At 71.5% G+C, this 23,785-nt stretch carries 18 protein-coding genes; 12 read left to right on the forward strand and 6 right to left on the reverse strand.

The window, feature by feature from the left end; all coding sequences use genetic code 11:
* Positions 1-43 precede the first annotated feature (43 nt).
* The 4 genes from ACIP6U_RS26610 (at position 44) to ACIP6U_RS26625 (ending at position 4,652) form a co-directional block, all read left to right on the forward strand.
* On the forward strand, positions 44-670 hold the full coding sequence (locus ACIP6U_RS26610; protein ID WP_401722569.1) for a hypothetical protein: 627 nt from the start codon (positions 44-46) through the stop codon (positions 668-670).
* Positions 671-867: 197 nt separating this feature from the next.
* On the forward strand, positions 868-1,041 hold the full coding sequence (locus tag ACIP6U_RS26615) for a hypothetical protein (protein ID WP_401722570.1): 174 nt from the start codon (positions 868-870) through the stop codon (positions 1,039-1,041).
* Between the two features lie 185 nt (positions 1,042-1,226).
* Positions 1,227-4,343 (forward strand): BREX system ATP-binding domain-containing protein, encoded by a 3,117-nt coding sequence (locus tag ACIP6U_RS26620; protein ID WP_401723100.1) that lies wholly within the window; start codon positions 1,227-1,229, stop codon positions 4,341-4,343.
* A gap of 30 nt (positions 4,344-4,373) precedes the next feature.
* Positions 4,374-4,652 carry a DUF6191 domain-containing protein gene (locus ACIP6U_RS26625; RefSeq protein WP_401723102.1) on the forward strand — a complete coding sequence of 93 codons (279 nt, stop codon included), beginning with the start codon at positions 4,374-4,376 and terminating at the stop codon, positions 4,650-4,652.
* Between the two features lie 21 nt (positions 4,653-4,673).
* Here ACIP6U_RS26625 and ACIP6U_RS26630 read toward each other — a convergent pair whose 3' ends face one another.
* Both ACIP6U_RS26630 and ACIP6U_RS26635 read right to left on the reverse strand, forming a co-directional pair.
* On the reverse strand, positions 4,674-5,843 hold the full coding sequence (locus ACIP6U_RS26630; protein ID WP_401722572.1) for a PQQ-dependent sugar dehydrogenase: 1,170 nt from the start codon (positions 5,841-5,843) through the stop codon (positions 4,674-4,676).
* 123 nt (positions 5,844-5,966) lie between these two features.
* Positions 5,967-6,965 carry an aldo/keto reductase gene (locus tag ACIP6U_RS26635; RefSeq protein ID WP_401722574.1) on the reverse strand — a complete coding sequence of 333 codons (999 nt, stop codon included), beginning with the start codon at positions 6,963-6,965 and terminating at the stop codon, positions 5,967-5,969.
* A gap of 75 nt (positions 6,966-7,040) precedes the next feature.
* On the opposite strand from ACIP6U_RS26635, the gene ACIP6U_RS26640 reads away from it, so the two are divergent.
* The 6 genes from ACIP6U_RS26640 (at position 7,041) to serA (ending at position 17,072) form a co-directional block, all read left to right on the forward strand.
* The gene (locus tag ACIP6U_RS26640; RefSeq protein WP_401722577.1) at positions 7,041-7,991 is read left to right on the forward strand and encodes a 2-hydroxyacid dehydrogenase; all 951 of its coding nucleotides are present in this window, start codon (positions 7,041-7,043) and stop codon (positions 7,989-7,991) included.
* A 453-nt stretch (positions 7,992-8,444) separates the two neighbouring features.
* The gene (locus ACIP6U_RS26645) at positions 8,445-11,498 is read left to right on the forward strand and encodes a putative bifunctional diguanylate cyclase/phosphodiesterase (protein ID WP_401722580.1); all 3,054 of its coding nucleotides are present in this window, start codon (positions 8,445-8,447) and stop codon (positions 11,496-11,498) included.
* Positions 11,499-11,736: 238 nt separating this feature from the next.
* On the forward strand, positions 11,737-13,593 hold the full coding sequence (locus ACIP6U_RS26650; protein ID WP_401722583.1) for an acetolactate synthase large subunit: 1,857 nt from the start codon (positions 11,737-11,739) through the stop codon (positions 13,591-13,593).
* A 20-nt stretch (positions 13,594-13,613) separates the two neighbouring features.
* The gene (gene ilvN, locus ACIP6U_RS26655; RefSeq protein WP_123997556.1) at positions 13,614-14,141 is read left to right on the forward strand and encodes an acetolactate synthase small subunit; all 528 of its coding nucleotides are present in this window, start codon (positions 13,614-13,616) and stop codon (positions 14,139-14,141) included.
* 109 nt (positions 14,142-14,250) lie between these two features.
* Positions 14,251-15,249 (forward strand): ketol-acid reductoisomerase, encoded by a 999-nt coding sequence (gene ilvC, locus ACIP6U_RS26660; protein ID WP_401722585.1) that lies wholly within the window; start codon positions 14,251-14,253, stop codon positions 15,247-15,249.
* A 233-nt stretch (positions 15,250-15,482) separates the two neighbouring features.
* The gene (gene serA / locus ACIP6U_RS26665) at positions 15,483-17,072 is read left to right on the forward strand and encodes a phosphoglycerate dehydrogenase (protein WP_401722588.1); all 1,590 of its coding nucleotides are present in this window, start codon (positions 15,483-15,485) and stop codon (positions 17,070-17,072) included.
* Between the two features lie 111 nt (positions 17,073-17,183).
* On the opposite strand, the gene ACIP6U_RS26670 is transcribed toward serA, so the two are convergent.
* On the reverse strand, positions 17,184-18,689 hold the full coding sequence (locus ACIP6U_RS26670; protein ID WP_401722590.1) for an MFS transporter: 1,506 nt from the start codon (positions 18,687-18,689) through the stop codon (positions 17,184-17,186).
* Positions 18,690-18,786: 97 nt separating this feature from the next.
* Between ACIP6U_RS26670 and ACIP6U_RS26675 the strand changes: the two genes are divergently transcribed.
* Positions 18,787-19,368: a TetR/AcrR family transcriptional regulator gene (locus ACIP6U_RS26675; RefSeq protein ID WP_401722592.1), complete on the forward strand. Its 582-nt coding sequence runs from the start codon at positions 18,787-18,789 to the stop codon at positions 19,366-19,368.
* On the opposite strand, the gene ACIP6U_RS26680 is transcribed toward ACIP6U_RS26675, so the two are convergent.
* Positions 19,325-20,584, reverse strand: a complete 1,260-nt coding sequence (locus tag ACIP6U_RS26680) for an MFS transporter (RefSeq protein WP_401722594.1) — start codon at positions 20,582-20,584, stop codon at positions 19,325-19,327. The two genes, ACIP6U_RS26675 and ACIP6U_RS26680, sit on opposite strands and share 44 nt — an antisense overlap.
* A 47-nt stretch (positions 20,585-20,631) precedes the next feature.
* Between ACIP6U_RS26680 and ACIP6U_RS26685 the strand changes: the two genes are divergently transcribed.
* Complete coding sequence (locus ACIP6U_RS26685; RefSeq protein ID WP_401722597.1) at positions 20,632-22,047, forward strand: PLP-dependent aminotransferase family protein; 1,416 nt, start codon at positions 20,632-20,634, stop codon at positions 22,045-22,047.
* On the opposite strand, the gene ACIP6U_RS26690 is transcribed toward ACIP6U_RS26685, so the two are convergent.
* Both ACIP6U_RS26690 and ACIP6U_RS26695 read right to left on the reverse strand, forming a co-directional pair.
* Entirely contained in the window at positions 22,029-22,520 is a 492-nt protein-coding gene (locus tag ACIP6U_RS26690) for a hypothetical protein (RefSeq protein WP_401722600.1), read from the reverse strand. The two genes, ACIP6U_RS26685 and ACIP6U_RS26690, sit on opposite strands and share 19 nt — an antisense overlap.
* A 2-nt stretch (positions 22,521-22,522) precedes the next feature.
* Entirely contained in the window at positions 22,523-23,707 is a 1,185-nt protein-coding gene (locus ACIP6U_RS26695; RefSeq protein WP_401722603.1) for a PucR family transcriptional regulator, read from the reverse strand.
* Between the last annotated feature and the right edge of the window lie 78 nt (positions 23,708-23,785).

Here is a 23,785-nt window from a genome sequence, read left to right on the forward strand (position 1 = left end):
ATCATTAAGAGACTTCTCAGACTGCGTCCGTACGGTGCGAGGCATGGGAATCAAGACAGCTGACGAGGCCGCCAACGAGGCCACCGAAGACAAGCGCGACAAGGAGGCGGTCGACGTCACCAAGGCCGAGAACAACGAGGCCACCGAGCCCGGAGAGGCGACGGACATCGTCGGCTCCACGGAGATCATCGGGTCCGGCGACGAGGCGGACGACGCCGACCTCACGGACGACGACGAGCTGGACGAGATCGTCCTCGCCGAGGAGGAGTCGACCTCCGGAGTCGTCGTCCAGGGTGCGGGCGCGATCGTGTCCGCCGTGCTCGGCCTGGTCTCCCTGACCGGTGGCTGGATCGGCACCGTGGCCGCCGCGCGCGAGACCCTCGTGGGCCAGCTGGGCACCTCCTCGACGGCGAGTGTCGCCACCCAGATCAAGGAGGTGTACGGCGACGCGTGGAAGACCAGCGCCCTGTGGGCCGGCATCTTCGCGCTGCTCGCGCTGATCGTCGGCGCCGTGGTGCTGGTGCGCCCCGCGTTCGGCGCCCCGGGCAAGCCGCAGCCGGTGTGGATCAAGTCGGTGTCCTGGGCGGGCGTCGTCATCGGTGTCGTAGGACTGCTCCTGGCGGTCCTCAAGTACACCGACGTCCTGCTGGGACTGCCGTCCGCGAGCTGAATCACCGCAGGTCCCGAGGGGTCTTAGGACATCCGTAAGCACCTTACGGAGTTCCTGAGGCCCCTCCTGCGCGTCTAAGGCCCCCGAGGCCCCCGAAGATGCGGAACTCTCCCGATGTGGCGCACCCCCCTTGGAGACGAAGGTAGAGGCATCGCACAGAGCGAAGCCCGACACCGATTCCGATCAAGGGACACACCATGTACGAGTACGAGCTCCAGCAGGCCCGCTCCACCGAACTGCTCCGCCAGGCCGAGCACGAGCGCCTGGTCCGCGAGGCGGTCCGCGCCCGTCGCGCCGCTCGCCGCGAGGCCCGCGCCGAGGACGAGAGCCATACCCCGCTCGTCCGGCGGCTACGATCCCGCGCCGCGTGAACGCGGGGCCCGGCGAGGGCGGCCGCACGGGGGACGGCCGCCCTCAAGATCCCCGACCAGGGGACGCCCGCCGAGCCTCGGCCAACGGCCTCCCGGAGAACGCCGTCGTTCTCCGGGAGGCCGTTGCCGCGCGTACCCCCGCCCCCGCACCGAAAACAGGTGCCCTGTTGTCGGACCCCCGTGCGATGCTCGGGCTCGTGGAGACCAAGTCCGTCAGTCCGGTGTTCGTCGGCCGCAGCGAAGAGCTGGACGCGCTGAACGACGCGCTCACCCGTGCCGCCGCGGGCGAGCCGCAGGCCGTGCTGCTCGGCGGGGAGGCCGGCGTCGGAAAGACGCGCCTGGTCGAGGAGTTCGCCACCGCGGCCTGCCGCCGGGGAGCCGTCGTCGCGCTCGGCGGCTGCGTCGAGATCGGCGCCGACGGACTGCCCTTCGCCCCCTTCTCCACCGCCCTGCGCGCCCTGCGCCGCGAACTGCCCGACGAACTCGCCGCCGCGGCCGCCGGCCAGGAGGAGGAGCTGAACCGCCTGCTGCCCGAACTGGGCGAGGCGGTCACCGCCAAGGGCACCGGCCGGCACGACGAGGAGGGCATGGCCCGCCTCTTCGAACTCACCGCCCGCGTCCTGGAGCGCGTCGCCGCCGACCGCACCGTCGTCGTCGCCCTGGAGGACCTGCACTGGGCCGACGCCTCCACCCGCCACCTCCTGGCCTACCTCTTCCGCACCCTGCGCACCGGCCGCCTCGTCGTCCTGGCCACCTACCGCGCCGACGACATCCACCGCCGGCACCCGCTGCGCCCCCTGCTCGCCGAACTCGACCGGCTGCGCACCGTCCGCCGCCTGGACCTGAGCCGCTTCAACCGCGCCGAGGTCGCCCGCCAGGTCGCCGGCATCCGCGCCGCCGAACCCGACCCCGCCCTGGTCGACGAGATCTTCGAACGCTCCGACGGCAACGCCTTCTTCGTCGAGGAACTCGCCGTCGCCGCCCACCAGGGCTGCTGCACCGGCCTCACCGACACCCTCCGCGACCTGCTCCTGGTCCGCGTCGAGGGTCTGCCGGAGAGCGCCCAGCGGGTCGCCCGGATCGTCGCCGAGGGCGGCTCCACCGTCGAGTACCGGCTGCTCGCCGCCGTCGCCGGGCTCGCCGAGGACGACCTCATCGAGGCCCTGCGGGCCGCCGTGAACGCCAACATCCTGCTCGCCACTCCGGCCGGCGACGGCTACCGCTTCCGCCACTCCCTGGTCCGCGAGGCCGTCGGCGACGACCTGCTGCCCGGCGAACGCTCCCGCCTCAACCGCCGCTACGCCGAAGCCCTGGAGGGCGACCGCACCCTCGTCCCCGCCGACGAGCGCGTGATGCGCCTGGCCAGCTACTGGTACCACTCGCACAACGCCGCCAAGGCCCTGCCCGCCGTCCTCGACGCCTCCGTCGAGGCCCGCCGCCGGCACGCCTACAGCGAGCAACTGCGGCTCCTGGAACGGGCGATGGAGCTGTGGGACACCGCCCCCGCGGACATCCGCGCCGGCCTGCGCCCCGTCGACTACACCGAGATCTATCCGCCCTGCGGCTGCGACCCCGCCACCACACCCCTGCGCTACCTCGACCTGATGGCCGAGGCCGCCGTCGCCGGCCGGCTCTGCGGGGAACGCGAACGCGCCCTGAAGATCACCAAGCGCGCGCTGCACCTGCTGGAGGACGAGGACGACCCGCTGCGCGCCGCCTGGTTCTGGGTGCAGCGCTCCCGGCTGGTGCAGGCCCAGGCCCGCGGCGACGGCTGGCAGGAACTGGGCACCGCCCAGGACCTGGTCCGCGGCCTGCCGCCGTCCGAGGTGCACGCCGACGTCCTCGCCAACGCGGCCAACTGGTCCATGCTCCACGAGCCCGGCCCCGACGCCCTCGTCGCCGCCGAGCGGGCCGTCGAGTACGCGCGCATGGTCGGCGCCCGCGAGATCGAACTCAACGCCCGTCTCACCCTCGGCGGCCTCATGGTCGACTCGGGCTCCGTCGAAGCCGGCCTCGCCGAGATGGAGGAGGTCAGGCAACAGGCCCTGGCGGAAGGCGTCGCCCATGTCGCGGGCCGCGCCTACGTCAACCTCCCCTCCGAACTCGATGCCGTCGGCCGCACCCGGGAAGCCGTGGCCCTCCTCGAGGAAGGCCTCGCCTACACGCGGAAGTTCGGCCAGCTGGACGCCGAGGCCTGGGTGTGGGCCAACCTCTCGGAAGCCCTGTACCTCCTGGGCCGCTGGGACGAGGCCACCGACGCCGCCGCGTCCGCCCTGCGCGTCGGGGTCAACGCCAAACCCCAGGGCAGCGGCGCCGTCTGCCTGGCCCATATCGCCCTCGGCCGGGGCGACCTGCCCGAAGCCGCCCGCCAACTGGCCGCCGCCCACGGCTACTTGGGCACGCACGACCCCATGCCCCAGCACACCCTCCTCCTCTCCCGCATCGAGATCGGCGTGGCCGCCGCCGAGGGCCGCATCCGCGACGCCCGCGCCGAACTCGTCCGCGCCCTGGACTCCGGCATGCCGCCCGGCACCCAGCAGTACGGCTGGCCGCTGCTCCTGGCCGCCGCCACCGCCGAGGCCGACGCCCGCGCCCTGCCCGCCGCCGCCGAGGGCCGCGCCGCCGTGCTCCAACGGCTCCGCGACACCGCCAAGACGGCCACCACCGACTCCCCGCTCTGGCTTGCCCACGAGAAGTGGGTACGCGCCGAACTCGCCCGCGCCGAGGGCCGCGACACCGTGGACACCTGGTCGGAGGTGGTCACCGAACTCGAACGGCTCGACCGCCCCTACGACCTCGCCCGGGCCCGGCACCGCCTGGCCGAGGCCCTGCTCGTGGCCGGCGCCGACGAGGAACGCGACCGCGCGGAGGGACACGACCGTGCGGGGGGACGCGACCACGCCGAGGGACGTGATCGTGCGGACGAACGCGACCGCGCCACGGAGCTGCTGCGCCTGGCCCACGCCGTCGCCGACCACCTCGGCGCCCGCCCGCTCGCCGACGCCGTCGCTCTGCTGGCCCAGCGCGCCCGCCTCACCCTGAACCACCTCCCGGCCCCGCGGCCCGCCGACCCCGTCGAGGCCCTGGGCCTCACCAGCCGGGAGCGCGACGTGCTGCGCCTGGTGTCGGCCGGCCGTACCAACCGGCAGATAGCCGAGGAACTCTTCATCTCCCCGAAGACGGCGAGCGTCCACGTATCGAACATACTGGGCAAGCTGGGCGTCTCAGGCAGGGGAGAGGCGGCGGCGCTGGCCCATCGGCTGGAGCTGTTTCCCTCCGACCCGCTGGGCTCGACCCTGTGACCTACCGGCAGCGGAGGCGCCGTGTTCAACATGTTCGAGGAACTGTTCGCACCAGGGCGCAAGCACACCCATGACGAGCAGAAACGGCTGGAGCTGTCCCGGGAGGACGTCGGCGACAACGACCCCGGGCGCGGACCGATAGACCTCGCGTCCGGGAAGGTCGTCGTGCGGCGCCCGAACCCGGACGAGGCGGATGAGGTGGGCGAGGCAGATGAGGTGGGCGCGGGCGGCGAGGAGCGAGGCGCGAAGGAGACGGGCGGCGCGGAGGAGGCGGGCGGCGCCGAGAAGGTGGGCGGCGCCGAGGAGTGACTCCCGGTCCTAGGCCCTGCCCTAGCTCACCTCCAGTTCCAGAATCCGGTCGTCTCCCGACTTCGGGTCGCCCCGGCCGTCCGTGTTGCTGGTCGTGAGCCACAGCTTGTCGCCGCCGGCCGAGACCACCGTGCGCAGCCGGCCGTACTTGCCGTCCAGGAAGGACTGCGGGTCAGCCGCGGCCTCCGTGCCCTTCAGCGGGATGCGCCACAGCCGCTGGCCCTTCAGACCCGCCATCCAGATCGAGCCCTCCGCCCAGGCGGCGCCGCTGGGGGAGGCGTCGTCCGTGTGCCACTGGGCTATCGGGTTCTGGAACTTCGCGTCGTCGGACTTGCCCTCGGCGACCGGCCAGCCGTAATTGCCGCCCGGCTTGATCGCGTTCAGCTCGTCCCAGGTGTCCTGGCCGAACTCCGAGGCGAACAGCCGCTGTTCGGAGTCCCAGGTGAGGCCCTGCACATTGCGGTGGCCGTAGGAGTACACCGGCGAGCCCGGGAACGGGTTGCCCGGGGCCGGGTCGCCCTCCGGGGTCAGGCGCAGGATCTTGCCGCCCAGGGACTTCTTGTCCTGGGACAGACCCCGCTCACCGCTCTCGCCCGTGCCCGCGTAGAGCATCTTGTCCGGGCCGAAGGCGATCCGGCCGCCGTTGTGGATATAGCCCTTGGGGATGCCCTTGAAGATCGTGTCCGGAGCGCCCAGCTGCTCGCCGGCGGGCTTCTTCTCGTCATACAGCACGCGCACGATGCGGTTGTCCGAGGCCGAGGTGAAGTACGCGTAGATCATGTGGTCCGAGGCGAAGTCCGGGGAGAGCGCGATGCCGAGGAGGCCGCCCTCGCCGGCCGGGGAGACACCCGCGACCTCGCCCAGCTCCGTCTTCTTGCCGGTCTCCTCGTCCACCCGCGTGATCGTCCCCTTGTCCCGGGAAGAGACGAGCAGGTCGCCCTCGGGCAGCGGGGCGAGACCCCAGGGGCTGTTCAGTCCGGTGGCGACCGTCCTGACCACCTTTACCGAGCCCTTGGCGGGCGGGGCCTGGTCGGCGGCCTGCCGGGACGGGGAGGAGCGGGCCGTCGTGCCCCCTGACGTCGTACTGTCGCCGTCGCCCGGTGTTCCTCCGCCGTCCGCATCGGAGGAGCATCCGGTGCTCAGCAGGAGTGCGGTCGCGGCCAGCACGGCCGACACAACTCGTCGTCGCACGATCTCGGTCCCTTCGAAGCGGCGGGTTCTACTTGTCTTACACCGCCCGCGCCTCCCAGGTTCCCGATCTCCGTCAGGCGATGCACGAACGACGTGGGGCGGGCCCGATCCCGCAGGGTCTTCTCACTCCCACGACCCCTGCGCCGCGGGCAGCTCCTTCACCTCGGTCAAGTCCTGCGGGGTCAGGCGCAAGGCGGCCGCCGTCGCGTTCTCCGTCGCCCAGCGTTCCCGCTTGGTGCCCGGCACCGGGACGACATGGCTGCCCCGGGTCAGGACCCAGGCCAGGGCCACCTGGGCCGGGGTGACGGTGTCGCCGTGCCGGGCGGCTATCCGGCGCAGGCCGGCGACGATCGGCTGGTTGGCGGCCATCATCTCGGCGGTGAAGCGGGGGTGGCGGGCGCGGACGTCGTCCGACTCGAAGCCCTCGCCGGGGGTGAGCGTGCCAGTCAGGAAACCGTTGCCGAGCGGCATCGCCGCCAGGAAGCCGACCCCACGCGCCTCGCACCACGGCAGCAGCGAGTCGAGGGCCTCCGGCGACCACACGGACAGCTCCGCCTCCACCGCGCTCACGGGGAACACCTGCTGGACGCGGCGCAGTTGGCCGAGCGTGGTGTCGTGCAGGCCGGTGCCCGAGCGGCGGCCGGCCCGCGCGCCCACCGCGCACAGGCCCAACGCCCTTACCTTGCCCGCCTGTACGAGGTCCGCCATCGCGCCCCACGTCTCCTCGACGGGAACTTCCGGGTCGGCCCGGTGCAGCTGGTAGAGGTCGATCACGTCGGTCTGGAGGCGGCGCAGCGACGCGTCGCAGGCCCGTTTCACGTACCCGGGGCGGCCGTTGGCGACGATGTGCTGCTCGCCCACGAGCAGGCCGACCTTCGTCGACACGAAGGCTTCCGCGCGCCGCTCCCGCAACACCCGCCCCAACAGCAGCTCGTTGGTGAACGGGCCGTACATGTCCGCGGTGTCCAGCAGGGTCGAGCCCAGGTCCAACGCCCGGTGCACCGCCCTGACCGACTCGTCGCCCCGCTGCCGGGACCCGCTGTAGGCCCAGCTCATCGGCATGCACCCAAGGCCCACGGCCCCCACCGCGAGTGCCCCCGCGCCGATCGTCCTGCGCTCCACCTGCTCGTGACCCTCCCTCTGCCGAGCCCCCAACCTAACCTCTGCGCTTCCGGCCACCTGACATAGCCTCCTGACATGACTGCTGACGTGTGGCTTCCCATCCCGCCGGAACAGATTCAGGGCCTTCCCGAAGGCCCGAACTACCTCTTCTGGAACGGCGAAGAAGACTTCCCGGCGGACCCGGCGGGGTGCGCGTACTACGTCGTCCCCTACATGAAGCCCGCCGAGGTCCTGCTGCGTCCGCTGCCCGGGCTGAGCTCCGTCGAGGTCGTCCAGACGCTGTCGGCCGGCATCGACACCCTGGAGCCGGGACTGAAGCACCTGCCCGCGGGCGTGCGGGTGTGCAACGCGCGTGGGGTGCACGAGGCGAGCACCGCGGAACTGGCGCTCACGCTGATCCTCGCCTCGCTGCGCGGGGTGCCCGACTTCGTCCGCGGCATGGACCGGGGGGAGTGGCGCGGCGGGTTCCGGCCGGCGCTCGCCGACCGAAACGTGCTCATCGTGGGGTACGGATCGATCGGCTCCGCGATCGAGGACCGGCTCACTCCGTTCGAGGTCGCGCGGGTGGCGCGCGTCGCGCGCTCCGCGCGCACCACGGAGCGCGGACCGGTGCATCCGCTCACCGAACTGCCCGCGCTGCTGCCCGAGGCGGACGTCGTCATCCTCATCACGCCCCTCACCGAGAGCACCCGTCACCTGGCCGGCGCCGACTTCCTCGCGCGCATGAAGGACGGCGCGCTCCTGGTGAACGTCGCCCGCGGGCCCGTGGTCGACACCAAGGCGCTGCTCGCCGAGCTGGAGAGCGGCCGCATCACCGCGGCCCTCGACGTCACCGACCCCGAACCCCTGCCCGGCGAGCACCCGTTGTGGCGGGCGCCGGGTCTGCTCATCAGCCCCCATGTCGGCGGTCCCACGTCCGCGTTCCTGCCGCGTGCCAAGCGTCTGCTCGTGGACCAGTTGACCCGATTCGTGAACCGGGAGCCGCTGCGCAACGTGATCCTTACGACAGGCGCAAACAGCGCGTGACCCCTACGAGTTGAGCGTCGCGCGCGCCATCCGCGCGACCGGCGCAACGGGCGCGTCATCCGATTCCGGTACCCTCCGCAACCTTCCGGATGCGGTGGGTGTAACCAACTCCGTTGGCCGTCACGGAGCGTAGAGGAACTATGTCCCTGAGTGACGAGACTGGTGTATCGTCCCGACAGGGGCTGCGCCGTGCACCGTTCGGCGCCGGGGATGGACATTGAGACTGTGAGGGGGGCGACGGGCGATGCACGGCCTATGGACGAACGACCCGACGCGGCGGGGTCGCCGGCGGCGACCCTGGCGTGCCACCGCGCGCAGACGCGGTCACCATGGCAGTCACGGCTGCCGGCACAGCCATCACCACCGCAGGCACAGCAGCAGCCGCAGAAGGCATGCGCATCCAGCGCACCGGGACCCGCGGGATCCGGGAGCGACGCGGACCGGGAGGGCCCGGTGAGCTCGCCACGGCCTTCCGCGACCACCCTCGACGGAGCGCTGCGGGCACAGCCTTCGTCCGGGACGCCGCTGCCTCGTCCGCCGGCCGTCGGCGGGCTCAGCCTGGTCCACCAACTCGTCCTGGCCCTGGTCTGCGCGGGATACGCCGTCGGTTCCGCGCTCGGCTGGGGTTCGGAGCAACTCGCCCTGGTCATGGGTGACTTCGGGCTGAGCGCCGCGGCGGGCACGGCCGCCGTGTCCTTGTTCGTCCACACGCGCAGCCGCCGTATCCGCTTTCGACCCGCCTGGCTGCTGTTCGCCCTCTCCTCGGCGATGGCGGCCCTGGGCAACGGAGTCTGGGGGTGGTACGAGGTGGTCCTGGGCCGCCAGGTGCCCACGCCCAGCTTCGCCGATCTCTTCTTCCTCTGCTTCGCGCCGCCCGCCATCGTGGGGCTGCTGGTACTCGCCAAGCGGCCCGTGACGAAGGCCGGTTGGGTCTGCCTCGGGCTCGACGCCTGGCTGATCGGCGGCTCGCTGCTCACCCTGTCATGGAGCCTCGCACTCGCCCAGGCCGCCAAGTTCGACGGACCCAGCGTCGCGCACACCGCGCTGTCGCTCGCGTACCCACTGCTGGACATCGCCCTGGTCAGCATGGTGCTCGCGCTGCACTTCAGGCGCTCGTCGGTCAACCGCACCGCGGTGAACACCGCCATCGGCGCACTCGCCCTGACGGTGATGTGCGACGCCCTGTTCACCTCACCGCTGCTGCACAACAACTACCGCTCGGGCCAACTCCTCGACGCGGGCTGGTTCGCCGGTTCCCTGCTGCTCGCCTACGCCCCCTGGGCCACACCCCATCATCCGGCCGACGGCGACCGGTGGGCCGGCGAGGGGCACTCGCGCGTGGTGCACGAACACCTCCCCGGACCGCGCGGCGGCACGCACCAGCACCACGCCCCCGCACCCGGTGGCGAGAGTGGCCGTTATCCGGCCGCCCGGCCCATCGCCGGCTCGCTGGCCGCCCTCACGCCCTATCTCGCCGCCGCCGTCTGCACGTTGGGGATCCTCTACAACGTCCTCAACGGCCGCAGCGTCGACCGCGTGGTGCTCCTCACCGGCGGCACCGTCGTGCTCGCCCTCGTGGTGCGCCAGGGCATCATGCTGCTCGACAACATCACCCTCACCCAGGAACTGGCCCAGAAGGAGAACCACTTCCGCTCCCTGGTCCAGGGCTCCAGCGACGTCATCATGATCGCCGCACCGAACGGCATCCTGCGGTACGTCTCCCCGGCCGCCGCCGGGGTCTATGGCCGGCCCGCCGAGGAACTGGTGGGCACCGAACTGGCGCATCTCATCCACCCGGAGGACCTGGGCTGCGTGGTGCACGAGGTGCGCCGCTTCCTCGCCGCGGGACCGCCCGAGGAACCCATCACCCGCATCGAGTGCCGCTTCCGCTCCGGCGACGGAGGCTGGCTGAACGTCGAGTCCACGGTCAACCGCCACCAGGGCGGCCTGATCTTCAACAGCCGGGACGTCACCGAACGCGTGCGCCTGCAGGCCCAGTTGCAGCACAACGCCGAACACGACCCGCTCACCGACCTGCCCAACCGCGCCCTGTTCACCCAGCGTGTCCAGCAGGCGCTGTCCGGCCGCCGCGTCTCCGACCGGGGCGTCGGCCTGCGCGGCACGGCCGTCCTCTTCATCGACCTCGACGGCTTCAAGGCCGTCAACGACACCATCGGCCACCAGGCCGGTGACGAGCTGCTCGTCCAGGCCGCCCGCAGACTCCAGGACGCCGTCCGGCACGGGGACACCGCCTCCCGGCTCGGCGGCGACGAGTTCGCGGCCCTGATCGTCGGCGACGGCTCCCGGGACCGCACCGCCAGGGAGCGCCACATCCTGGAGCTCGCCGACCGCCTCAGGGTCACGCTCTCGCAGCCGTATCTCATCGACGGCAACGATGTCCGGGTCGCCGCCTCCATCGGTGTCGCCTTCGCCGAACCGGGCCTCGGCGCGGGCGAGTTGCTGCGCAACGCCGACCTCGCCATGTACCGCGCCAAGGCGGGCGGCAAGGGCCGCGTCGAGCTGTACGCGCCCCAGATGCAGCAGGACGTCGTACGGAAGGCGGAGCTGGCCACGCGCCTGCGGGCCGCGCTGCACGACGGTGAGTTCGCCCTGCTGCACCAGCCCGTGGTGAGCCTGGCGGACGGCCGGATCACGTCGGTCTGCGCCCAGGCGCGCTGGCGGTCCTCCCAGGGGGTGCTGTTCACCCCCGCCGAGTTCCTGCGCGTGGCCGAGGACAGCGACAAGACGCAGGAGCTGGGCCGCTGGATCCTGGAGGAGGCGGTCGAACAGGCCGCCGAGCGCACCGCCACGGGCCTGTCCGTGCCCGTGGGGGTCAAGATGAGCGCCCGGCGCCTGCTGGACCGGTCGATGCCGCTGGGCACGATAGAGGCCCTGCTGACCCGGCACGGCCTGCCCTCCGGGGCCCTGGTGATCGAGCTGTCGGACACCGACCCGCTGGTCTCCCTGGACGAGCTGGAGCGGCGGCTGGGCGCGCTGCGCAGGCTCGGCGTGCGGATCGCCCTGGACGGCTTCGGCAGCGGCTACGCGGCGATCACGGCGCTGCGCAGGCTCCCCGTCGACGTGCTCAAGCTCGACCGCGGTCTGGTCGAGGGCGTCGTCGAGTCCGCGCGGCTGCACAAGATCACCAGCGGGCTGCTCAGGATCGCCGGCGACCTCGGGCTGCAGTCCGTGGCCGACGGCGTGGATCTGCCGGAGCAGGTCGTGGCGCTGCGCGCGATGGGCTGCACGCACGGACAGGGCATGGCGTTCTCCGGCCCGCTGGACGAGTACCGGCTGCGCCGGGCGCTCGGCTCGGGCCACTACCCGGTACCGCACGGTCCGGCCGAACCCGCGTTCGCGGGCGGCCTGCGAGAGCCCGTCGGGCGCCCGGGAGGTGAACTGACCATGGACAGAGGAGCGGGGGTGTACACAGGAGGCGTGCCCGCCGTTCTGGGAGGCGGGAGCGGTCTGCGCTCACATAATGAGACTCCCGTCCCACCCGCTTGACACGTGGTGCGTGCCGGGGGGAGGGTCTGTGCCATGCGCACCCGAATTCTCGTACTTGGAAAGCGCGTCGGCTGAAGCTGGTGACCTCCGGACGGACCCGGAACTCCCAGCGACCCACTCCCGGCGCGCTCCCCTCGCTTGCCTTACGGCACGAGGGGTTTTTTGTTGCACAAGTGCCCGTCGCACACCGCTTGAACACCGCACAAACCTCGCAAAAACCCTCAGCATCGAGAAGAGAATGCCGATGACCGAGCAGGCCACCGGGGCCCACCATCCGCAGCCGCGGCCCCGATCCGGAGGACACCAGTCCGCACCCGAGCACGTCACGGGCGCGCAGTCCCTCATCCGCTCTCTCGAGGAGGTCGGGGCCGACACGGTATTCGGCATTCCCGGCGGTGCGATCCTTCCCGCCTACGACCCGCTGATGGACTCCACCAGGGTCCGCCACGTCCTGGTCCGCCACGAGCAGGGCGCCGGACACGCGGCCACCGGCTACGCGCAGGCCACCGGCAAGGTCGGCGTCTGCATGGCCACCTCGGGCCCCGGCGCCACCAACCTGGTCACCCCGATCGCGGACGCGCACATGGACTCGGTGCCGCTCGTGGCGATCACCGGCCAGGTCGCGTCCAAGGCGATCGGCACGGACGCCTTCCAGGAGGCGGACATCGTCGGCATCACAATGCCGATCACCAAGCACAACTTCCTGGTCACCAAGGCCGAGGACATCCCGCGGACGATCGCGGAGGCCTTCCACATCGCCTCCACCGGCCGCCCGGGACCGGTCCTGGTCGACATCGCCAAGGACGCCCTCCAGGCCCGCACCACCTTCAGCTGGCCGCCCGCCACGGACCTGCCCGGCTACCGCCCGGTGACCAAGCCGCACGCCAAGCAGATCCGCGAGGCCGCCAAGCTGATCACCGCCGCCAAGCGGCCCGTCCTCTACGTCGGCGGCGGTGTCATCAAGGCCCACGCCACCGCCGAGCTGAAGGTCCTCGCAGAACTCACCGGAGCGCCCGTCACCACCACCCTGATGGCGCTCGGCGCATTCCCCGACAGCCACCCGCTGCACGTGGGAATGCCGGGCATGCACGGTGCGGTCACCGCCGTCACCGCGCTGCAGAAGGCCGACCTGATCGTCGCCCTCGGAGCCCGCTTCGACGACCGCGTCACCGGCAAGCTGGACAGCTTCGCCCCGTACGCGAAGATCGTCCACGCCGACATCGACCCCGCCGAGATCGGCAAGAACCGCGCCGCCGACGTGCCGATCGTCGGGGACGCCCGCGAGGTCATCGCCGACCTGGTCCAGGCCGTGCAAAAGGAGCACAGCGACGGCCACACCGGCGACTACAGCACCTGGTGGAAGGACCTCAACCGCTGGCGCGAGACCTACCCGCTCGGCTACGAGCAGCCCGACAACGGCTCGCTCTCCCCGCAGCAGGTCATCGAGCGCATCGGCCAACTCGCCCCGGAGGGCACGATCTTCGCGGCGGGCGTCGGCCAGCACCAGATGTGGGCCGCGCACTACATCCAGTACGAGAAGCCCGCGACCTGGCTCAACTCCGGTGGCGCCGGGACGATGGGCTACGCGGTCCCGGCCGCGATGGGCGCCAAGGCCGGCGCGCCGGACCAGACGGTCTGGGCGATCGACGGCGACGGCTGCTTCCAGATGACCAATCAGGAACTCACCACCTGTGCCCTGAACAACATCCCGATCAAGGTCGCCATCATCAACAACGGCGCCCTCGGGATGGTCCGCCAGTGGCAGACCCTCTTCTACAACCAGCGCTACTCCAACACCGTGCTGCACAGTGGTCCCGACGCGGACGGCAAGCAGCCGAGCGCCGGCACGCGCGTCCCCGACTTCGTCAAGTTGTCGGAGGCGATGGGCTGTTACGCGATCCGCTGCGAGTCCCCGGACGACCTCGACAAGGTGATCGAGGAGGCGAACTCGATCAACGACCGCCCGGTCGTCGTCGACTTCATCGTCCACGAGGACGCGATGGTGTGGCCGATGGTCGCGGCCGGCACCTCCAACGACGAGGTCATGTTCGCCCGGGACGTCCGCCCCGACTTCGGCGACAACGAAGACGACTGAGAGAGAGCCGAGTCAGACCCATGAGCAAGCACACCCTCTCCGTCCTCGTCGAGAACAAGCCCGGTGTCCTCGCCCGGATCACCGCCCTGTTCTCCCGGCGCGGATTCAACATCGACTCGCTCGCCGTCGGTGTCACCGAGCACCCCGACATCTCCCGCATCACGATCGTGGTGAACGTGATCGAGGAACTCCCCCTCGAACAGGTCACCAAGCAGCTCAATAAGCTCGTCAACGTGCTGAAGATCGTCGAACTGGAGCCGGGCTCCGCGGTTCAGCGCGAACTCGTTCTGGTGAAGGTGCGCGCCGACAACGAGACGCGCTCCCAGATCGTCGAGATCGTCCAGCTGTTCCGCGCCAAGACCGTCGACGTCTCCCCGGAGGCCGTCACCATCGAGGCCACCGGAAGCAACGAGAAGCTGTCCGCCATGCTCAAGATGCTGGAGCCGTTCGGCATCAAGGAGCTGGTCCAGTCCGGCACGATCGCGATCGGCCGGGGCGCGCGCTCCATCACCGACCGCTCGCTGCGCGCCCTGGACCGCTCCGCGTAAGGCCGAATGCGGGCGGCCCGGCCGCCCGCATTCCGAGACCCCCGGACTTCGATGACGCCCGCCGTCATACGGTGGGACGCAACACCTGCACTCAAGGAGAGAACCCAAAGTGGCCGAGCTGTTCTACGACGCCGACGCCGACCTGTCCATCATCCAGGGCCGCAAGGTCGCGGTCATCGGATACGGCAGCCAGGGCCACGCCCACGCGCTGTCGCTGCGCGACTCGGGTGTCGACGTCCGAGTCGGCCTGCACGAGGGCTCCAAGTCCAAGGCCAAGGCCGAGGAGCAGGGTCTGACCGTGCTCAATCCGACCGAGGCCTCCGCCTGGGCCGACGTCATCATGATCCTCGTTCCGGACCCGATCCAGGCCCAGGTCTACGAGGAGCACATCGCCCCGAACCTGAACGACGGCGACGCGCTGTTCTTCGGCCACGGCCTGAACATCCGCTTCGACTTCATCAAGCCCCCGGCCGGCGTCGACGTCTGCATGGTCGCGCCCAAGGGCCCGGGCCACCTCGTGCGTCGTCAGTACGAGGAGGGCCGCGGCGTTCCGTGTATCGCGGCCGTCGAGCAGGACGCGACCGGCAACGGCTTCGCGCTCGCGCTGTCGTACGCCAAGGGCATCGGCGGCACCCGCGCCGGCGTCATCAAGACGACCTTCACCGAGGAGACCGAGACCGACCTGTTCGGTGAGCAGGCGGTTCTCTGCGGTGGTACGGCCGCGCTGGTCAAGGCCGGTTTCGAGACGCTGACCGAGGCCGGCTACCAGCCCGAGATCGCGTACTTCGAGTGCCTGCACGAGCTGAAGCTGATCGTCGACCTCATGTACGAGGGCGGCCTGGAGAAGATGCGCTGGTCGATCTCCGAGACCGCCGAGTGGGGCGACTACGTCACCGGCCCGCGGATCATCACGGACGAGACCAAGGCCACGATGAAGCAGGTCCTCGCCGAGATCCAGGACGGCACCTTCGCCCGTGAGTGGATGGCCGAGTACCACGGTGGCCTGAAGAAGTACAACGAGTACAAGCAGAAGGACGCGGAGTCCCTGCTGGAGACCACCGGCAAGCAGCTCCGCAAGCTGATGAGCTGGGTCGACGAAGAGGCGTAGGCCTCGGGGCCGAGGGGCCGGAGCGAACGCTCCGGCCCCTTTGTCCAACCCGTCAGATCACGGACGGGTGATCCTTCCGCAGAGGCGCAAGACGCCGTTCGCCGCGCCACTACACTGCCGTACTACATACGCGTCAGGCCCACAGCGTCGTGCGTCTCCAACGCGGTCAGTACCTCCACCGCCTGCGGCCGTCGGGACGGCCGTCCGCACGCAATGGACTTGTGAGGACTCACGTGAGCTCGAAACCTGTCGTACTCATCGCTGAAGAGCTGTCGCCCGCGACCGTGGACGCGCTCGGCCCGGACTTCGAGATCCGGCACTGCAACGGAGCGGACCGAGCCGAACTGCTCCCGGCCATCGCCGACGTCGACGCCATTCTGATCCGCTCCGCCACCAAGGTGGACGCCGAGGCGGTCGCCGCGGCGCACAAGCTGAAGGTCGTCGCACGAGCCGGCGTCGGCCTCGACAACGTCGACGTCTCCGCCGCCACCAAGGCCGGCGTGATGGTCGTCAACGCCCCGACCTCCAACATCGTGACCGCCGCCGAACTCGCCTGCGGTCTCCTCCTCGCCACGGCCCGCCACATTCCGCAGGCCAACTCCGCGCTGAAGAACGGCGAGTGGAAGCGCAGCAAGTACACGGGTGTGGAGCTCGCCGAGAAGACGCTCGGCGTCGTCGGCCTCGGCCGCATCGGCGCGCTCGTCGCCCAGCGCATGTCCGCCTTCGGGATGAAGGTCGTCGCCTACGACCCCTACATCCAGCCCGCGCGGGCCGCGCAGATGGGCGTCAAGGTACTGACCCTGGACGAGCTCCTCGAGGTCTCCGACTTCATCACCGTCCACCTCCCCAAGACCCCCGAGACGGTCGGCCTGATCGGCGACGAGGCGCTGCGCAAGGTCAAGCCGAGCGTGCGCATCGTCAACGCCGCGCGTGGCGGGATCGTCGACGAGGAGGCGCTGTACTCGGCGCTCAAGGAGGGCCGGGTCGCCGGCGCCGGCCTCGACGTGTACGCGAAGGAGCCCTGCACGGACTCCCCGCTCTTCGAGTTCGACCAGGTCGTCTCCACCCCGCACCTCGGCGCCTCCACGGACGAGGCGCAGGAGAAGGCCGGTATCGCGGTCGCGCGTTCCGTACGGCTCGCCCTCGCCGGTGAGTTGGTCCCGGACGCGGTCAACGTGCAGGGCGGTGTCATCGCCGAGGACGTCAAGCCGGGCCTGCCGCTCGCCGAGCGCCTCGGCCGTATCTTCACCGCGCTCGCCGGCGAGGTCGCGGTCCGCCTCGACGTCGAGGTCTACGGCGAGATCACCCAGCACGACGTCAAGGTGCTCGAACTCTCCGCGCTCAAGGGCGTCTTCGAGGACGTCGTCGACGAGACGGTGTCGTACGTCAACGCCCCGCTGTTCGCGCAGGAGCGCGGCGTCGAGGTACGGCTGACGACCAGCTCGGAGTCGGCCGACCACCGCAACGTGGTCGTCGTGCGCGGCACCCTCGGCAGCGGCGAGGAGGTCTCCGTCTCCGGCACGCTGGCCGGCCCGAAGAACCTCCAGAAGATCGTGGCCGTCGGCGAGTACGACGTCGACCTCGCGCTCGCCGACCACATGGTCGTCCTGCGGTACGAGGACCGTCCCGGTGTCGTCGGCACGGTGGGCCGCATCTTCGGCGAGTCCGGCATCAACATCGCCGGCATGCAGGTCTCGCGGTCCGTCGCGGGCGGCGAGGCGTTGGCCATCCTGACGGTGGACGACACGGTTCCCGCCGGGGTGTTGGCGGAGGTCGAGGTAGAGATCGGGGCTACGTTCGCTCGGTCGGTGAACTTGGTCTGAGGGGCCGTTGTCCGGGGGCTGCCGCCCCCGGGCCCCCGCTTTCGGCCCTGAAGGGGCCTCGTCCTCAAACGCCGGACGGGCTGAAAAGCCCGACCGGCGTTTTTGTGTGCCCTAGTTGTTCGCGACGCGAATCCTCCGCAGCGCCCCCGCCGCCAGTACCGCCGCCCCCGCCAGCAGTACCGCCCCCGCGATCGACGCCCCCTGCATCCCGTTGGTGAACGCCTCGCGGGCCGCCGTCGCCAGGGCATCTCCCGTGTGCCCCGGCAGCCGGCCTGCGATGGCCAGCGCGCCGCCCAACGTCTCGTGGGCCGCGGTCGGGGCCGAACTCGGAATGTCGTGGCGGTAGATGGCCGTACCGATCGAACCGAGGACCGCCATCCCGAGCGCGCCGCCGAACTCCGCGCCCGTCTCCATCAGTGAGGACGCCGAGCCCGCCCGCTCCACCGGCGCGCTGCTCATCGCGAGGTCGGTGATCTGGGAGATGACCATGACGATGCCGGAGGCGAGGACGCCGCAGGCGGTCAGGACGAGCCAGAGGGAGTCGGTGCCGGCGAGGGACAGGAGCGCGTACCCGGCCGCGCCGATCACGAAGCCCGCGGTGACGACGTAGGCACGGTTGACGCCCTTCTGGACGAGGCTCGTGGCCAGCGGGGCCGCCAGGCCGATCGGCACCGAGGGAAGCAGCGCCCACAGGGCCGCCTCCATCGCGCTCTTGCCGAGCACCGACTGCAGGTACTGCGTGGTGAAGAAGGCCGAGCCCATCATCGCGAACGAGGCGACGAGGTTGAGGCCGACCGAGGGCGCGAAGCCGCGGCCGCGGAACAGCGCCCGGTCGATCATCGGGGAGGCCGCGGTGCGCTGGCGGTGGACGAAGAGGGCCGCGAACACAAGGCCTACGGCGATCGAGGCGACGTACTGGACGTGCCAGCCCTCGGACGGGATCTCCTTGAGGCCGTAGATGACGGGGAGCACGGCGGCCATCGAGAGGGGGACGCTCGGCCAGTCGAAGCGGCCGGGGTTCGGGTCCTTCGACTCGGGGAGCAGGAACGGGCCGATGACCAGCAGCAGGGCCATGGCCGGCAGGTTGATCAGGAAGACCGAGCCCCACCAGAAGTACTGGACGAGTACGCCGCTGAGCACCGAGCCGAGTGCGATGCCGGCCGTCATCACGCCGGACCACAGGCCGATCGCCTTCGCACGCTGGGCGGAGTCCGTGAACATCGTGCGGATCAGCGCCATGGTCGACGGCATCAGGGTCGCGCCGCCGAGGCCGAGGACCGCGCGGGCGGCGATGAGGGTCTCGGCGCTGTTCGCGTAGGCCGCGATCAGGGAGGCGGTGCCGAAGGCGGCGGCGCCGATCAGGAGGAGCCTGCGGCGGCCTATGCGGTCGCCGATCGAGCCCATCGTCATCAGCAGGCCGGCCAGGACGAAGGCGTAGATGTCGAAGATCCACAACTGCTGGGTGCCGCTGGGTTCGAGGTCGGCGCTGATCGAGGGGATGGCGAAGTAGAGGACGGAGACGTCCATCGAGACCAGCAGCAGCGGGAGCATCAGCACGCCGAGCGCGGTCCATTCACGGCGGCCGGCACGTACGGGAGTCGCGGGAGTCGTTGTCATGGCAGGAACTGTACGGGCGTCTTAAACGTTTGTCTAGAACGATTGTATAAATCACGTGTCTAGGACGGCCGTATGGATCCGGGGTAGCCTGGCCCGCATGGGACACCGTGAGGATCTGCTCGAAGGCGCCAAGCGCTGCCTGTTGGAGAAGGGGTTCGCGCGGACGACGGCGCGCGACATCGTGAAGGAGTCGGGGACCAACCTGGCCTCCATCGGCTACCACTACGGCTCGAAGGACGCCCTGCTCGCGCAGGCCTACCTCGCGCTGGTGGAGCGGACGGCCGACGGCTTCGAAGGGGCCGACGGAGGGGAGCCGGTGGGCCCGCCCGGTTCGCTGGAGCGGTTCCGGGCGGTGTTCTCGAACATCGTCTCCACCATGAGCGGGCCCGGTTCGATGTGGCGGCTCGGCATGGAGGTCATGACCATGGGCGACAAGATGCCCGAGGTGCGCGACCAGTTGACCCGGGCCCAGCGCGAGGGCGGGCGGGGCATGGTCGCGCTGATGACGAGCGTGCCCGAGGCGGAGGTCTCCGACGAGACCGCCGACTCCCTCGGCGGCTTCTACATGACCCTGATCACGGGACTCATCGCACAGTGGACCTTCGACCCGAAGACCGCACCGGACGCCGAGCGGCTCACCGAGGGTCTGCGTCAAGTACTGGAGGGTGTACGGCGGTAGCGGCGCCGTCGGCGGTGGGGGTGCTGGTGGTTCGGCGGTCGCGCAGCGCCGGGGCCAGCGCGCCCAGCATCAGCAGCGCGGTCACGGCGAACGCCCACGGATACCCGGTGACCCCCGCCAGGATGCCGAAGCCCGCGGCGCCGACGCCCATGCCACCGTCGTAGGCGAGGTTCCACAGCGCGCTGACCGTGCCGAAGGAGGAGGGGGAGACGCGGGCGTACATCAGGGTCAGGGTGGCGTTCTGGGCGAGGCCGAAGCCGGCTCCGAAGACGGCGGCACCCGTGACGACGGCGATCGCGCTGCCGGTCGCGGCGGTGATCAGCAGACCGGCGGCGGACAGGAGCAGGCCGGGCAGGACGAGCCGGGCGCTGCCGTGCCGGTCGCCGTAGCGGCCCGCGACCCAGCGGAACAGGGTCGAGGACGCCGGCTGTACGAACAGGGCCACCGCGACCACCCCTGCCGACGCCGACGGGACGGCCAACGGCAGAAAGGTGACCAGGATTCCGGTGGCCGTGGCGGTGGCCGCGAAGACGATCACGGGCCGGAGCAGGGCGCCCGTGCGCAGTCCCCGGAACACCCCCACCGATTCCTCCGACTTCGGCTGCCGGTCCGGCAGCCCGAGTACGGAGACGATCGCCGCGAGGGACGCGGCGCCGCCGAGCACGGCGACGGTCCCGTACCCCGTGTGCGTGACCAGCCACAGGCCCAGGGGCAGCGCGATCAGCGACGGCACGCCGGACACCACACCCACCAACGCCAGCCCCTCGCCCCGGCGTTCGGCCGGGATCAGCGTGGCGGTCAGGGCGCCGCCCGCGACGATCGTCAGCGCGAAACCGAGTCCGCGTACGAGGCACACGGCCACGATCCACGCCACGTTCCCGGAGACGGTCAGCACCAGGGCGGGGGCGCCGAGCAGGAACAGCCCTGCCATCAGGGTCACCCGGTAGCCGAAGCGGGCGACGAGCCGGGGAGTGACCAGTTCACCGAGAACCGTGGCCGCCATCAGGGAGCCGGTGGCCAGGCCCGCCGCACCGCCGCCGCCCGCCTCGGCCGCGTAGGCGGGGACCACGGACAGCAGCAGGAAGAAGCTGAGACTCGCGCCGATCATGCTGACGAAGCGGAGGAGGAGGGCTCGGCTGAGCAGCGTCGGGCGATCGGATGCCGGGGGCGGAGCGTCCACCGGTGCCGCGGGCTGGGTGTTCGGCGAAGTCGTCATGCCAATGACGTTAGAGAGGGACCGGATCGCCGGTAAGCTCCAATTCCATGCCAGTGCAGTGGGCCGGTTTGTCGCCCGAGCTGCTCCTGGCCGTCGACCGGGACGGCGGGGAGCGGCTCTGCGCGCAGCTGGAACGGCAGGTGCGCGACGCCATCCGCTCGGGCCGGCTCCAGGCCGGCGAACGGCTCCCGTCCTCCCGCGAGCTCGCCCGCGAACTGGGCCTGTCCCGCGGTCTCGTGCAGGACTGCTACGCCCAACTCCAGGCCGAGGGCTACCTGGTGACCCGGGTCGGCTCGGCCACCCGCGTGGCGGCCTGCGCGCAGGTGAAGCAGACCTCCGAGGCGCCGCCGCGGAATCCCGCCCCCCACCCCCTCGCCGACTTCCGCCACGGCGTCCCGGACCTGGGCTCCTTCCCGGTGTCGGACTGGCTCTGGGCGACCAGGGAAGCGGCCCGCGCCATGCCGGTCGCGGATCTCGACTACGGGGATCCGCGCGGGAGTTCGGCCCTGCGCGAGATCGTGGCCGGCTATCTGCGCCGGGTGCGCGGAGCCGCCGCCGACCCCGCGCACACCCTCGTCTGCTCCGGCTACGCGCAGGGCCTCGCCCTGACCCTGCGCGTCCTGGCCCGGGCCGGCGTACGGGCCGTGGCGTACGAGGACCCGGGCGGTCCGGGCACGGCGAGGGCGGCGGCGGACGCGGCGGGGCTGGTGGCGGTCCCCGTACCGGTCGACGAATCGGGCCTCGACGTAGGGGAGTTGGACGCGACCGGCGCCCGCGCGGTGATCGTGACGCCGGCACACCAGTGGCCGACAGGGGTGGTGCTCGCACCGGAGCGCCGGCACGAGCTGGTCGAGTGGGCCGCGCGCAGGGACGCGTACGTCATCGAGGACGACTACGACGCGGAGTTCCGCTACGACCGCGAACCCGTCGGCGCCCTCCAGGGGTTGGCGGCCGACCGGGTGATCTCCATCGGCACGGTGAGCAAGTCCCTGGCCCCCGCCCTGCGCATCGGCTGGCTGCTGTCCCCACCCGCGCTCACCGAACCGCTCACCGACCTCAAGAACATCGCCGACCGCGGCTCACCCACCCTCGACCAGCTCGCCCTCGCCCGCCTGATCGAGTCCGGCCGCTACGACCGCCATCTGCGCCGCATGCGCACCCTGTACGCGACCCGCCGCACCGCCCTGGTCGACGCCCTCGCCCAACACGCCCCGGCGGTACGCCTGTCGGGCCTCGCGGCGGGCTTCCACGCGGTGGCCCATCTCGCGCCGGGCACGGACGAGGAGACGGTCGTGAACCGGGCCCGCGCGCGCGGAGTCGGCCTGTACGGCATGAGCGCGTGCCGGGCCTCGGGGGCGACGGATCCGCCCCAACTGGTCCTGGGGTTCGGGAATGTGACGGATCGTGGGATCGCGGAGGGCGTCGCGGGGGTGGCGGATCTGCTTCAGCCGACGAGCAGTTGACGGACGGGGTCAGCGGGCGAGCAGGTGACGGACGGGTTCAGGCGGTGAGCAGGTGACGGACGGCGGTCGGGGTATCCGGCGCGATCCGCGTGGGCCCGTATGCCGCTTCCGTCCATGACCGCCCGCCCGACGATCACGCAGGTCCAGCCGGCCGCGACGGCCTCGCGGAGTGCGTCACGGGTGGCCTCGGCGAGGGTCACGCGGTCGGCGGCGCCTCCGTCGAGCAGCGCGTGGACGGCTGCGCCGAGGCCTTCGGTGCCGTATTCGCTGGAGCCGCCGCTTCCGTCGTACCGCTCGATCATGACCCGGGCGACCTCCTCGCGGGGCGTGTAACCGCTCGCGTCCAGGGTCGTCAGCCAGGTGAGGTCAGTGGCGGGCAGCGCGTGCTCGGCGAGGAAGGCGCCGGCGGCGGCCCGGAACGCGGCGTCGCGGTCGATCAGGGTGTTGTCGAGGTCGAGCATCAGCAGCGGCATGGCTACAGCCGCGCCCCCTTCAACCCCATGTGCAGCAGCAGCCGGTCCTCGCCGTCGTCCAGGTCCAGGCCTGTGAGCTGCTCCACCCGCGACAACCGGTAGTACAGCGTCTGCCGGTGGATGCCCAGCTCCGCTGCGGTGCGGCCGGCCTGGCCCGCGCAGTCGAGGTAGATCTCCGCCGTGCGGGCCAGTTCTCGGTGGGCGGGGGCGAGGAGGGGGGCGACCGCCGGGTCGTGGGCGGAGTCCGGGGGGAGCGAGGTCAGCAGGCGGAACGGGCCGATGTGCGCCCACTCGGCGACCGGCCCGAACCGCGGCTCCGCCAGCGCGGCCCGCGCCGCCGCCGAGGCCTCCCGCCAGGCCGCCCCCAGCTCCGCGATCCCGACCCGCCCGGCGGCGATCCCGGCGGCGGCCACCGCGTCGGGCCCCAACAACCGCGCCGCCGCCGACGTGGCCGGAGTGAGGGTGTCCGTCGAGCGGAGGCGGACCAGGAGGGCGAGGGCGTGGGTCGTCGTGCCCCAGGGGGCCGTGCAGAGGGCCGTCGCGCCCGGGATCGTGCGGACCGACGGGGCGTCGGAGGGGTCCGGTGAGGGCCAGGGGGCCACGCAGACCACCGTGTGCGGGCCGTTCGCCCGGGGGCCGAGGGCCGTGCGCAGTTCGGCCACCGCCATGTCCCGTTGCCAGCCGCGCTCCGCGGTCAGTACGGCTCGTAGTTCCCGCGTCAGGTCGGCCCCGTGCTGTGCCTCGTCGGCCAGGAGGTCGCCGATGCGGCCGGTCACCCGCATGGCCGCCGTCAGCTGGTCCTCGGTGGGGCCGGGCTCGTCCTCCAGGAGCCAGACGTAGCCGAGAACGACACCTCGGTGGCGGACGGGGAGGCAGATCCGCCCGCGATAGACCCCCGCCTCGGGGGTGCGCGGGATCCGGACCGGACCGGTGGCGCGGGTGATGCCGAAGCCCTCGAACCACGTGCGGACCGTGGCCGTCGAGCGCCGGGTCAGGATCGAGCGGGTGCGTACGGGGTCCAGCGCGGACGCGTCGAGGTCGCCCTCACTGTCGTACGCACCGAAGGCGATCAGCTCGAAGTCGCGGTTCTCCAGGGTCGCCGGGGCGCCGAGGAGCTCCGAGATCTCGTCGACCAGCTCTTGGTAGTCGCCCGTGGAATCGGTGGTCACCCGGGCATTCTCCCGCATTCCCGCGCCGATTCCCGGCTGCCTTCATACATCTGTCTGAGATCTGCGGCACGGATGCGTGACAGCTGTCGATGGCCG

This window comes from Streptomyces sp. NPDC088794, assembly GCF_044750545.1.
Taxonomy (GTDB): Bacteria; Actinomycetota; Actinomycetes; order Streptomycetales; family Streptomycetaceae; genus Streptomyces.